Source organism: Streptomyces sp. NPDC026538 (assembly GCF_055567535.1).
On record NZ_JBVHQG010000005.1, the window covers coordinates 60,998 to 73,333 of the forward strand.

Annotated in this window: 13 protein-coding genes; 5 read left to right on the plus strand and 8 right to left on the minus strand. The window is 69.9% G+C overall.

What is annotated here, in order from left to right; all coding sequences use genetic code 11:
• The first annotated feature begins 50 nt into the window (after positions 1-50).
• From ACZ4N4_RS20740 to groL, 4 genes are all read left to right on the plus strand, one after another.
• On the plus strand, positions 51-938 hold the full coding sequence (locus tag ACZ4N4_RS20740; RefSeq protein ID WP_467590740.1) for a polysaccharide deacetylase family protein: 888 nt from the start codon (positions 51-53) through the stop codon (positions 936-938).
• Positions 935-1,738, plus strand: a complete 804-nt coding sequence (locus tag ACZ4N4_RS20745) for a polysaccharide deacetylase family protein (protein WP_467590743.1) — start codon at positions 935-937, stop codon at positions 1,736-1,738. Before ACZ4N4_RS20740 ends, ACZ4N4_RS20745 begins: the two co-directional genes overlap by 4 nt.
• 244 nt (positions 1,739-1,982) lie before the next feature.
• Positions 1,983-2,291 (plus strand): co-chaperone GroES, encoded by a 309-nt coding sequence (gene groES, locus ACZ4N4_RS20750; RefSeq protein WP_066995800.1) that lies wholly within the window; start codon positions 1,983-1,985, stop codon positions 2,289-2,291.
• Between the two features lie 118 nt (positions 2,292-2,409).
• Entirely contained in the window at positions 2,410-4,035 is a 1,626-nt protein-coding gene (groL, locus tag ACZ4N4_RS20755) for a chaperonin GroEL (RefSeq protein WP_467590746.1), read from the plus strand.
• Positions 4,036-4,252: 217 nt separating this feature from the next.
• Here the strand turns inward: groL and ACZ4N4_RS20760 are convergent, their stop codons facing one another.
• The 7 genes from ACZ4N4_RS20760 to ACZ4N4_RS20790 all read right to left on the minus strand — a co-directional run bounded on the left by ACZ4N4_RS20760 (position 4,253) and on the right by ACZ4N4_RS20790 (position 10,648).
• Entirely contained in the window at positions 4,253-6,541 is a 2,289-nt protein-coding gene (locus ACZ4N4_RS20760) for an ABC transporter permease (protein ID WP_467590749.1), read from the minus strand.
• Complete coding sequence (locus tag ACZ4N4_RS20765; protein WP_467590752.1) at positions 6,538-7,230, minus strand: ABC transporter ATP-binding protein; 693 nt, start codon at positions 7,228-7,230, stop codon at positions 6,538-6,540. Before ACZ4N4_RS20765 ends, ACZ4N4_RS20760 begins: the two co-directional genes overlap by 4 nt.
• 59 nt (positions 7,231-7,289) lie before the next feature.
• Positions 7,290-7,625, minus strand: coding sequence for a hypothetical protein (locus ACZ4N4_RS20770; protein WP_467590755.1), 336 nt, complete (start codon positions 7,623-7,625; stop codon positions 7,290-7,292).
• Between the two features lie 250 nt (positions 7,626-7,875).
• Positions 7,876-8,004 (minus strand): hypothetical protein, encoded by a 129-nt coding sequence (locus ACZ4N4_RS20775; protein ID WP_467590758.1) that lies wholly within the window; start codon positions 8,002-8,004, stop codon positions 7,876-7,878.
• 321 nt (positions 8,005-8,325) lie between these two features.
• Positions 8,326-9,033, minus strand: coding sequence for an ester cyclase (locus ACZ4N4_RS20780; RefSeq protein ID WP_467590761.1), 708 nt, complete (start codon positions 9,031-9,033; stop codon positions 8,326-8,328).
• Positions 9,034-9,108: 75 nt separating this feature from the next.
• Positions 9,109-9,882: an SDR family NAD(P)-dependent oxidoreductase gene (locus ACZ4N4_RS20785; protein WP_450754259.1), complete on the minus strand. Its 774-nt coding sequence runs from the start codon at positions 9,880-9,882 to the stop codon at positions 9,109-9,111.
• A 97-nt stretch (positions 9,883-9,979) separates the two neighbouring features.
• Complete coding sequence (locus ACZ4N4_RS20790) at positions 9,980-10,648, minus strand: MOSC domain-containing protein (protein ID WP_467590764.1); 669 nt, start codon at positions 10,646-10,648, stop codon at positions 9,980-9,982.
• A gap of 79 nt (positions 10,649-10,727) precedes the next feature.
• On the opposite strand from ACZ4N4_RS20790, the gene ACZ4N4_RS20795 reads away from it, so the two are divergent.
• Positions 10,728-11,627 carry a LysR family transcriptional regulator gene (locus ACZ4N4_RS20795; protein WP_467590766.1) on the plus strand — a complete coding sequence of 300 codons (900 nt, stop codon included), beginning with the start codon at positions 10,728-10,730 and terminating at the stop codon, positions 11,625-11,627.
• 73 nt (positions 11,628-11,700) lie between these two features.
• On the opposite strand, the gene ACZ4N4_RS20800 is transcribed toward ACZ4N4_RS20795, so the two are convergent.
• The gene (locus ACZ4N4_RS20800) at positions 11,701-12,030 is read right to left on the minus strand and encodes a WhiB family transcriptional regulator (RefSeq protein WP_467590769.1); all 330 of its coding nucleotides are present in this window, start codon (positions 12,028-12,030) and stop codon (positions 11,701-11,703) included.
• Between the last annotated feature and the right edge of the window lie 306 nt (positions 12,031-12,336).

Consider the following 12,336-nt stretch of genomic DNA (forward strand, 5'->3'; position numbering starts at 1 on the left):
CGGCGGTGTCGGCGCCGGTTCCGGGGGAGGGCCTGGAAGGATCCGACGCCATGCGAGTAGTCGTACAAAATGACAAAAACGGGTTGAAGGCGGGCGCGGCGGGCCTGCTGGCCATGGCCGCCCTGATGTCCGGCTGCGCGGGGCCGGACACCGGCTCCACCGCCCGTCCCGCCGCCGGTCAGCAGCCGCCCCGGGCGGCGCCCGCCCCCGACTCCCACGCCGCCCTGGTCGCCGCCGCCAGGCGCTGGGGCCTGGACGCGGTCCCGCTGCGGCCCCCGGCCCCGCCGAAGGTGAAGCCGAGGATCACCGCGCGCGACGGCTTCGAGGTGGACGGGCAGGAGGAGGACGACCTGCCCCCGGTCTTCACCACGATCCCGACCAAGCACAAGGTCGTCTTCCTGACCATCGACGACGGCTCGAACAAGGACCCGCGGTTCCTCCGGATGATGAACGACCTGCGGATCCCCTACACCGCCTTCCTCAGCAACTACCTCGTCAAGGACGACTACGGCTACTTCCGCACGATGCAGTCCGAGGGCCACACCCTCAACAACCACACCCTGACCCACCCCTATCTGCCCGGCCTCTCCTACGAGGAGCAGAAGGACGAGATCTGCGGCATGCAGGCGATCATGAAGAAGCAGTTCGGCAGGGCGCCGACGGTCTTCCGGCCGCCCTACGGCAACTACAACGGCGACACCCTGCGCGCCGCCAAGTCCTGCGGCATCAAGTACGCGCCGATCTGGGACGAGGAGGTGTTCGTCGACCACTGGGAGTACCGCGAGTGGGACCGCGGCCTGCACCCCGGTGACATCGTGCTCACGCACTTCCGGGGCACGGACGACTGGGACGGCACGATGGTCGACGACATGCGCCGCTTTCTGAACAAGGTCACCCGGGAGGGCTATGCGGTGGCGCGCCTGGAGGACTACCTGTGAGCCGGCCGAGGGCGACGGCCGCGCTGCTGACCGCCGCCCTCCTCCTGGCGGGCTGCGCCCAGTCCGTCGACCCGATCGAACGGCTGGGCAAGAAGGCGGCCGACCGGGTACGGCCGCACGGCCCGGCCGGCGAACAGTCGTACCGCCACTGGGGCCTGACCGCGCCGCTGCTCCCGGCGCCGCACCCACCGCTCCACCCGCTCGCCCTCCACACGAGCCTCCCCCCGGTCGTCGACCACGTCACCACCACCGACAAGGTCGTCTTCCTCACCTACGACGACGGTGCCGAGAAGGACCCCCGGTTCGTGGACATGGTCCGTGAACTGCGGCTCCCGGTGAGCATGTTCCTCACGGACAGCGTGGTCGGCCCCGGCTACGGCCACTTCGCCCGCCTCCAGGAGGTCGGCGCGAGCGTCCAGAACCACACCCTCGACCATCCGGCCATGCCCGGCCTGCCCTACGCCGGCCAGCGCGCCGAGATCTGCGGCCAGCAGGAGAAGCTGAAGTCCCGCTTCGGCATCCGCCCCCGCCTCTTCCGCCCGCCCTACGGGACGTACGACACCACCACCCTGCGCGCGGCGGCCGACTGCGGGGTGGCGGCGGTGGTCCTGTGGCGCGCGGCGATGACGGCCGACGGCATCGCGTACCGCCGCGGTGAGAAGCGGCTGGGCCCCGGCGACATCGTCCTGGTCGGTCCGGACGAGGCCACGGGCCTGACCCTGCGCGAACGCACGGCCCGCCTGCTCCGCCGGGTCCAGGAGAACGGCCTGACGGTGGGGCGGCTGGAGGACTACCTGTAGGACCGGCGGCAGCTCCAGGGGCGTTCACCGCGGCCCCGGCCACCCTTTTTTCCGCGCCGCGCCGCAGGCAATTGGCACTCCGCTTGACCGAGTGCTAATCGCGGTCATAGTCTCGGCTCTGGCACTCGGCAGATGAGAGTGCCAACAACGCGACGGGCAGGTCCGGCACCCGCGACGACGGATCCACCTGGTCGCCACCTCAGACAGTTAACCCCGTGAGATCTCCGAAGGGGGAGGTCGGATCGTGACGACCACCAGCTCCAAGGTTGCCATCAAGCCGCTCGAGGACCGCATTGTGGTCCAGCCGCTCGACGCCGAGCAGACCACCGCCTCTGGCCTGGTCATCCCGGACACCGCGAAGGAGAAGCCCCAGGAGGGCGCCGTCCTCGCCGTGGGTCCGGGCCGTTTCGAGAACGGCGAGCGCCTGCCGCTCGACGTCAAGGTCGGCGACGTCGTGCTCTACAGCAAGTACGGCGGCACCGAGGTGAAGTACAACGGCGACGAGTACCTCGTCCTCTCGGCTCGCGACGTGCTCGCGATCATCGAGAAGTAGTTCACCCCAAGCACATCCTGCTTTGAGCTGCGCCCCTGGCCCCCGCGACCTTATGAAGCCGGGCGTCGGGGGCGCGGTTCGTTTCACCCACGTTTTCCGAGAGGGCTGAACCGCTCCCATGGCGAAGATCCTGAAGTTCGACGAGGACGCCCGTCGCGCCCTCGAGCGCGGCGTCAACAAGCTTGCCGACACGGTCAAGGTGACGATCGGCCCCAAGGGCCGCAACGTCGTCATCGACAAGAAGTTCGGCGCCCCCACCATCACCAACGACGGTGTCACCATCGCCCGCGAGGTCGAGCTCGACGACCCGTACGAGAACCTCGGCGCCCAGCTGGTGAAGGAGGTGGCGACCAAGACCAACGACATCGCGGGTGACGGTACGACCACCGCCACCGTGCTGGCCCAGGCGCTCGTCCGCGAGGGCCTCAAGAACGTCGCCGCGGGTGCCTCCCCGGCCGCCCTGAAGAAGGGCATCGACGCCGCCGTCGCCGCTGTCTCCGAGGAGCTGCTCTCCTCCGCCCGTCCGATCGACGACAAGGCCGACATCGCCGCCGTCGCCGCGCTGTCCGCGCAGGACCAGCAGGTCGGCGAGCTCATCGCCGAGGCGATGGACAAGGTCGGCAAGGACGGTGTCATCACCGTCGAGGAGTCCAACACCTTCGGTCTGGAGCTGGACTTCACCGAGGGCATGGCCTTCGACAAGGGCTACCTGTCGCCGTACTTCGTGACGGACCAGGAGCGCATGGAGGCCGTCCTGGAGGACCCCTACATCCTCATCAACCAGGGCAAGATCTCCTCCATCGCGGACCTGCTCCCGCTGCTCGAGAAGATCATCCAGAGCAACGCCTCCCGCCCGCTGCTGATCATCGCCGAGGACGTCGAGGGCGAGGCGCTCTCCACCCTCGTCGTCAACAAGATCCGCGGCACCTTCAACGCGGTCGCGGTCAAGGCCCCCGGCTTCGGCGACCGCCGCAAGGCGATGCTGGAGGACCTGGCGATCCTCACCGGCGCCACGGTCATCTCCGAGGAGGTCGGCCTCAAGCTCGACCAGGTCGGCCTGGACGTGCTGGGCTCCGCCCGCCGTGTCACGGTCACCAAGGACGACACCACGGTCGTCGACGGTGCCGGTGACTCCGGTGCGGTCACCGGCCGCGTCGCCCAGATCAAGGCCGAGATCGAGAACACCGACTCCGACTGGGACCGCGAGAAGCTCCAGGAGCGCCTCGCGAAGCTGGCCGGCGGCGTGTGCGTGATCAAGGTCGGCGCCGCCACCGAGGTGGAGCTGAAGGAGAAGAAGCACCGTCTGGAGGACGCCATCTCCGCGACCCGCGCCGCGGTCGAGGAGGGCATCGTCTCCGGTGGTGGCTCCGCGCTCGTCCACGCCGCGAAGGTGCTGGAGGGCGGCCTGGGCAAGACCGGCGACGAGGCCACCGGTGTCGCCGTGGTCCGCCGCGCGGTCGTCGAGCCGCTGCGCTGGATCGCCGAGAACGCCGGCCTGGAGGGCTACGTCATCACCTCCAAGGTCGCCGAGCTGGAGAAGGGCCAGGGCTTCAACGCCGCCACCGGCGAGTACGGCGACCTGGTCAAGGCCGGCGTCATCGACCCGGTCAAGGTCACCCGCTCCGCCCTGGAGAACGCGGCCTCCATCGCCTCCCTGCTTCTGACGACCGAGACCCTGGTCGTCGAGAAGAAGGAAGAGGAGGAGCCGGCCGCCGCCGGTCACTCCCACGGCCACTCCCACTGAGGCACGCCGGCGAAGCCGGTGAGCAGTAGGTTGCTGTGCCCCGCCGCTCTGCGGCGGGGCACAGTGCTCTCACCGGAGTGCCGGGGCACGTCCGGGTGGTGAGCACCCCGTGTGTCGATGGGCGGTGATTTCCGCGGTTCCTCGCTCGGCTCCGAGGGGCTGCCCGAAGCCGGGCCTCGGCTTGGGGCAGCCCCTTTCGCCATAGCGGGCCGACCGGTCAGTCGCGGCGGATCAGCTCCGGATCGATCCGGCGGCCGGCCAGCGGCAGTGAGCCCGCTGCCGCGGCCGCCACCACTCCCGCCACCGCCACGAACAGCAGGGGGATGCCGGCGAGGTCCCAGCGGATCGCCCCGCCACCGGTGATCAGGTAGCTGGACTCGGCGAGCTTCCCGGTGACGACCGCCAGGGCGAGACCGAGACCGAGCGGCAGCACCACCTGGAGGCACTGCACGGCCCGCAGGGTCCGGGCCCGCGCGCCGATCAGGGTGACGGCGGTGACCTGCGCACGGCGTTCGACCGCCCGGTCGGTCACGGACACCAGGAACGCGGCCACGCCGATGACCAAGCCCATGATCATGCCGAGGGCGAGCAGGGTCTCGACGACCGCGATCTGTTCGAGCCCCTGCACGTTCAGCCCGACCGGCTCGACCTCGGCGACGGGCACGATCGCCCCGATGCCGTCGAGGACCTTGCGGACCTGGCCCGGCTCCGAACTGCCGGAGAGCACGAGGTCGGCGTCGCGGGGCCGGGCGTGTGCGGGCAGTGCCGACGGGGGGACGAGGAGTTCGGCGTTGACCATGGCGGATGCGGAGTACCCGCGGAAGACGATCTTGTCGGCGGGGAAGCCGAGGTCCAGGTGCCCGGTCTCGCTCCCCGACAGCCGGAACCGGAACGGCGTGCCCGGCTTCACCCCGGATCCGGAACCGGAGTTGGGGTCGACGAGCTGCATCACCTTGCCGTCCACGCAGCCCTCGGAGCGCTCGACCATGCGCTCCAGTTGCGCGCAGGTGGCGACCAGCGCGATGGTCGACGACGCGAACGCGTCCGCGGGACTGTTTCTCGTGAGGTCGACCCAGGAGTTCATCATGACCGCGTGGGCGCGCACCCCGGCCAGGTCGCCGAGTTCGCCCTGTTCACCCGGGGTGAGAGCGGACAAGGCCAGGGAGTAGTCCTGCACCGGGCCGGACGGCCGGCTGACCTGTTCCAGTTGGATGAGCACGCCTTGGGCGAGCGAGGCCGCGTAGACGAGGAGCACGAGACCGGTGACGACCCGCATCGTGCTCCCGGGCTCCGCCTCGTTGCGCCGCATCGCCAGGTTGAGCGTGAGGGACCGGGTGGACGCCGCCGTACGGCGGGCGAGCATGTACGAGATCGACGGGAGCGTGAGCACGAGCCCGACGCCGGTCAGCACGACGCCGCCCACCACGAGCAGCGCGTTCACGCCCACGCTCGACGCGGGGTGCCCGAGCGCACCGCTGACGCAGAAGCCGGACACGATGCCCATGCCGGCGATCAGGAGGACACCGCCCCACTTGGACGGCGGCCGGGGGAGCGCGGTGCGGCGGACCGCCAGCGGGTTGGCGGCGGCTTCCCGCGCGCTCCTGCGGCCGACGAACCAGGCCAGCGCCGGGCAGCCGATCAGGCAGACGGCGACGGTGGTCGCGGACAGGGCACCGTCGTCCGGGTACCACCGCAGCGCCGGCAGCCCGGTCCTGGACATCACCTGGTTGAGAACCCAGTACTCACCGAGGCCGAGCACCGCGCCGAGCAGTGCGGCCATCACGGTCTCCGCGGCGTTCACGCGCTGGGTGCCCTTGACGCTGAGGCCCAGCAGGCGCAGCGCCGCCAGGCGCCGCATGCGGCTGGCGGCGGACAGACGCGCACAGACGGTGAGGAAGATCCCCAGGGGCAGCAGAACCAGGGTGGCCAGAGCGAACCGCACGTCCGTCAGCGTGGACGGTTCCACGGCGGGGGACGGGGCGTAGTCGTACCCGAACCCCTTCAGGGTCCGGCCCTGGTGGGCGATCCGGCCGCGCGTGGTGCCGATGTACGCGTACAGCTCGTCCGGGTGCGCGAGCCCGGCCCCCGCGATGGTTCCCTTCTCCCGTCCCGGCAGCAGCCCCTTGACGGCGGGTGCCTCGCGCAGGAGGTCATGGACGCGCGGCGAGACGAACACCTCGCCGGGGCCGGGGAGCCTGGTCAGACCGGGTGGGGCCGACCGTGTTCCCGCGGTGCCCCTGGCGATGAACACGCGGGTGAACGGCCTGGACCCGTAGGCGTCGGAGCGCTGGACGACGAGCGTGCCGTCCGCCGGTCCCTTGGCGGAGGTGACGGGCTGTCGTGCCGCGGCCCGGCCGTCGTGGGCGTGCAGGATCGCCGGAACGGTGAGGACGAGGGCCAGGCAGCAGACTCCGATGGAGCCACCGGCCGCCATCAGGAAGAAGCGTGTGCGGTTGCCCCGCCCCGCACCGAAGAGGAGTCGCAGACCGAGCAGGAATTCCGTCACGCCGCACCTCGCGGCGTGAGCACCCCGTCCGCCATCGTGTAACGGGTGTCGGCCTGTGCGGCCACCCCGTGATCATGCGTCACCAGAAGGACGGCGGTGCCCTGTGAGCGGGCCAGCCCGAGGAACTCCTTCAGTACGGCGGAGGCGTTGGCGCTGTCCAGGGAGCCCGTCGGCTCGTCCGCGAACACGACCGCGGGCCGGTGGACCAGGGCCCGTGCCACCGCGGCGCGCTGGCTCTGTCCGCCCGAGACCTGCGAGGGCCGGCGTTCACGCAGCTCGCCGAGGCCGAGCCGTTCCAGCACTTCGCCCGCTCTGGCGAGAGCGGGCCGCTTGCGCTGTCCGGCCAGGCGCAGGGGCAGCGCGGTGTTCTCCTCGATGGTCAGTTCCGGGAGCAGTTCGCCGTACTGGAAGACGAACCCGAAACGTTCCCGGCGCAGGGCGCTGATCTCGTCGTCGGAGAGGTCACCGAGTGAGCGCCCTTCGAAGCGCACCTGACCACGTGTGGTCGGCAGGACGCCGGCGAGGCAGTAGAGCAACGAGGACTTTCCGGAGCCGCTCTGCCCTGTGATGGCCACGACCTCACCCGGGGCGACCGAGAGGTGGGCGTCGCGGACGGCCTGCTGGTTGCCGTAGGAGAGGTCGACTCCGACGGCCGAGATGATGTCTGACGTGCTGATGGCTTCCCCCAAAGAAGCGTGCGGGCCCAGGGGGATGTGCCCCTGGGCCCGCGGTCCTGCCGAAGTGCCGCCTACCTCTGGTAGTGCTTCGTCGACGAGCAGTTGTCAGGGTTGAGCGAGCCCTTGTCGCGGCAGACGCGGATGTAGGCGTCATCGGTGTGCAGAGCGGCGCCGTCCCAGTTCAGCTTGTCGAGCGGGACACTGTGCTTCTGCGTGCCGTTGTAGCGGCTCCAGTCGTAGCCCTCGACGCGGACCTGCATGTAGACGTTGTGGCCGTCACCGTTGTCGGTGTCGTTCAGGTTGGCCGCCCACTCAAGGCGCCGTGGTTCTGGTTCGAGGGCCAGAACGCGTACTGGCCGCTGGTGAACGAGGCGCCGCCGGTGGACAGCGTCGGAATGGTGTGCCACGAGACGGCGGCGGCCGTGCCCGCGCTGACGGCGAACAGGCCTGCGGCTATTGCGCCGACTGCCGACTTACGGATGTTTTCCTCCCGTTGTCGTGCAAGGTCCCGGATGGTCAGGTCCGGAGCCGTGGTGAACCTAGCAGCCATGAAAGAGGGCGAATGGCATGGTCAATGCGATTCTGTTCACTTTTGATCATGGTTCCGTATGGCGGACTTTGCCTTCGTTTGATCTTTACCTGGCTTGAGATTGATCATCAGCTGAGCTTCTTCTGAGGGGTTGTGACGAAGTCGGGCTGCCGTCTGAGCTGGCGGCTCGGCTTGTCGAGCGGGTTGAGGATGCCGACCATCAGGTCGCATTCCGTGCGGAAGGCGTCGAGCACCATGTGCGAGGCGATGCGGACGTCGGTTCTCTTCTTCCTCCGTCTTGATCGCCTCGACCGTGTGCGGGCCCCGGGTGCCGACTGGGCCGGTCTCGTACGCGGCGTGGAACTGCCGGGTGTCACTCATGGTTCACGACCCGGCCGGGGTGCCGTCGCCCACGCCCGGTAGGGGGCGGTCTGTTGTTCTTGCTCTTGCTCTTGCCCGGGGGACCAGGGACAGATGAAGCCCCCGTTCCGGATATGGAACGGGGGCTTCGCCCCTCGCGGGTACTTCCTACTGTCGTACCACTGGGCCCGTCGTACTACTTCACGGCCGCTGTCATTTCAGTTCTGCAGCGCGTCCAGCGCTCCGAGCCGGTCCATCAGCCCGAGCCGGTCGTACTGCAACCAGCCCTCGGCCATCTTCCCGGCGGCGTCGAAGCGGTGGATCGTCGTCCCGGCCATGGTGACCTGCCGGCCGGTGTTCGGCATCCCCATGAACGCCGCCTGCTGCACACCCGTCCAGAGCCACCTGGTGCACACCCGGTCGCCCTGGGAGATCTGGTCCTCGATGAGGAACGAGAAGTCGAAGGCCTCCCGCCACATCTCCAGTTTGCGGCGCATCGCGTCCATGCCGATGGTGTCCTGGCCCTCGACCGGCTCGTGGTCGTGGTAGTCCTCGGTGATCAGGCCGTCCAGCGGAACCAACGGGCCGGGCGCGGCGATCGTCTCGAAGAACCGCCGCGCGGTGTCGGCGTACCACCGCTCGTCGCGCACCACGTCCAGATCCGTGAACGTCGGCATCCCCTCGCAGAGTGCCAGCATCTCGTTGAGGACCTGGTCGGTCTCCGGCCGGTTGGAATTACGCATCGCCTCCTCGTACGAGGGGAACTCCACGATCTCGACGACGTGCGACGCGTCGGAGCGGTCCTTGCCGACCACCGCGTGCGTCGCCGTCCGCTTTCCCTTGGCCTGCGTGACCCACCTGTCCATCAGCCGGTCCATCTCGGCCGGCCTGCTGGTCCTGCACTCGATGAGCTGTACGAACGTCATGCCGCCGCCTCCGGCCCCCCTGGGTCCGGTACCGTCACGCCCATTTTCCCACCGGCGGCAAGCGGACCACAGCCGTCACTGCGGCCCGTACTTGCGTCCCGTCCTCGAGGTGATGCCACCGAGCAGCCCGTGCGGCGCCACCTTCGCCAGACCGGTCAGCACCTTGTACCGCGGGTCCGGGATCGACAGCGACTTGCCGCGGGCGAGGTCGGCGAGCGCCGCCTCGACCAGCTTGTCGGCGTCCAGCCACATCCAGTCCGGGATGTTGTCCGTGCCCATCCCGGCCCGCTGGTGGAACTCGGTGCGCACGAAACCGGGCGCCAGCGCCATCAGGCGGACGCCGGTCCCCGCAAGGTCGCGCGCCGCGCCCTGGGTGAACTGGACGACCCACGCCTTCGAGGCCCCGTAGGTGCCCCGGGGCACGAAGGCCGCCACCGAGGCCACGTTGACCACACCGCCGCGCCCGCGCTCCCGCATCGCCTCGGCCGCCGCCGAGGTCAGCCGCAGCACCGCCTCGCAGTGCACCTTGAGCATCTTCAGCTCGTCGGCCATCGAGACGTCCAGATAGCGGCCCTTGTTGCCGAAGCCCGCGTTGTTGATCAGCAGGTCGACCGGGTTCCTGCGGTCGCCGAGGCGGCCGGCGACCGACTCGATGCCGGTGTCCTCGGCGAGGTCGGCGGTGAGCACCTCCGCCTCGATGCCGTGCCGGTCGTGCAGCTCGGTCGCCTGCTCGCGCAGCCGTTTGGTGTCCCGCGCCACCAGGACCAGGTTGTGCCCGTCCGCCGCCAGCCGCCGCGCGAACGCGGCGCCGATCCCCGCGGTCGATCCCGTAATCAGAGCCGTTGTCATGGCCCAAGGGTAGTTACCCTGACTGACGGCGTCCGCTGCGCGCACCAGCTCTCCCGAAGGGTGAAGCGCCGGTGAACGACCCGGGAGTGACGGCCGTTCAGTCCTGCCGCGCGGTCACGTACTTCCGGGCCAGTGCCAGCGCCTCCGGGTGCAGCGCCTCGCCCGCCGCGAGGATCCGCGGCAGCAGCTCCCGCTCGGTGGTGGTCGCGCGGAACTCCATCGCCGCCGTCACTCCGTGGGCCGGCCGGTGCACGATCTCGATCGGGTCGCCGGCCCGGACATCGCCCGGTTCGATCACCCGGAGGTAGGCACCGGACGCACCCTTCCGCGTGAACCTCTTCACCCATCCCCGCTCGCCCAGATGGCCCTGGAAAGTGCGGCACGGGATGCGCCCGGAGGTGACCTCCAGTACGACCCCGGAACCGATCCGCCAGCGCTCGCCGATCAGCGCGTCGGACACGATCAGCCCGTTTGTCGTGAGGTTCTCACCGAAACAGCCGTTCGGCAGCGGGCGGCCGAGCTCCTTCTCCCAGTCGTCGAGGTCCTCGCGCGCGTAGGCGTACACCGCCTGGTCGTCGCCGCCGTGGTGGCGCAGCTCGCACACCGCGTCCCCGGCCAGTCCGCTGCCCGCGATCCCCTTGGGCCCGGGCGCCTGCACCCGCACCGGGCCGGCCACGGGGCGCTTGTCGATACCGGTCACGCCGTCCCTCTCGTCCGTGTGGGGGGACGGCGTCGGGATTCCGAGGTTCACCGAGAGAAGCTCCATGGTCCGAAGGTACGGGACCTGCCTCAAAGCGTCGACGCATTATGAGGTGCGCTGCCCAAGCCCGCCTTATGCTTCAGGAGTGATAGAGGCCCGTCATCTCCGCGTCCTGCGCGCCGTCGCCACCACCGGATCCTTCTCGGCGGCGGGGCGTGAACTGGGCTGCACCCAGCCCGCCGTCAGCCAGCAGATGAAGGCCCTGGAGACCTCCGTGGGCACCCCGCTGCTGGTGCGCAACGGCCGCGAGATGCGCCTGACCCAGGCCGGCGAGGCCCTCGTGCGGCACGCCTCCGGGATCCTCGCCGGGCTCACCGCCGCCGAGGAGGAGGTCGCCGCGATCGCAGGCCTGCGCGCCGGCCGGGTCCGTCTGGTCTCCTTCCCGAGCGGCAGCTCCACCCTGGTCCCGACGGCGCTGGCCGCCCTGCGCGCGGCCCACCCCGGCACCCGGGTCTCCCTGGAGGAGGCCGAGCCGCCGAAGTCCGTGGAACTGCTGCGCGCGGGCGACTGCGACATCGCGCTGGCCTTCCGCTACGAGGGCGCGGCGGGCGCCGAGGAGTGGGACGACCTGGTGGTGCGCCCGTTGCTCACGGACCGGCTGGTCGGCCTGCTGCCCGAACGGCACCGGCTCGCACGCGCGGAGTCGGTCGCACTGGGGGAACTCGCCGACGAACCCTGGATCGCGGGCTGCCCGCGCTGCCGGGGACAGCTCGTCCAGGCGTGCGAGACGGCGGGCTTCACGCCCCGCATCGACTTCGCCACCGACGACTACCCGGCCGTGGTCGGCCTGGTCGGCGCCGGCCTGGGTGTCGCGGTGCTGCCGCAGCTGGCGATCGAGTCGGTACGCCCGAGAGGCGCGCGCACGGTGGCGCTGGAACCCGCGGTGGTGCGGGAGATCGTCGCCCTCACCCTGCCCGACCTGGCACAGGTGCCGGCGGTGGCGGCGACGCTGGAACAGCTGGGCCGGGCGGCCCAGCGGGCCTAGGGGCGACGGGCGGCCCGATCGGCAGCGGTTAGAAGAAACGTTCTTTCAAGCGTGTGCGGGGAAATCGGTTCTTTCAGGTGTGGGGGAGGGGGTCGCCGCCGGTCGTCGAGGCCGACACCAGCCTGTTGCGCGCCCTCCCCATCAGCTCTTCGCGCTCGTCCTCGGTCAGGCCGCCCCAGACGCCGTACGGCTCGCGGACCGCCAGCGCGTGCGCCGCGCACTCCGCGCGGACCGGGCACCTCATGCAGACCTCCTTGGCCGAGTTCTCACGGGCACTCCGAGCCGCCCCGCGCTCGCCCTCGGGATGGAAGAAGAGCGAGCTGTCGACCCCACGGCAGGCAGCCAGGAGCTGCCAGTCCCACAGGTCCGCGTTCGGTCCGGGAAGGCGGGAGAAATCTGCCATTACGTGACCCCTTGTAGCCGTTCTGGGCGGATACGGTGCCAACGACCGTACATCTCCGGTCTAGAGAGATGAAAATATGACTCATTGCGAATCTAGCCCCAGACACCGTGAAACGGGAAGAAAAAGGTCTAAATGGGGCATTGGATGTGATGAAAAGTTGAGGGTCTGACGTCCATGTCTGCACCGTGTCCGCGCCCTCACGTAGAGTGCCGAAGACGGCAGGCAGCCCCGTAACTCTTTCGAGTGACCGTCGTTGAGAGTGCGGAGGCGGTTGAAACAACAAGCGCTCGGGCAGGCGTCCGAGAC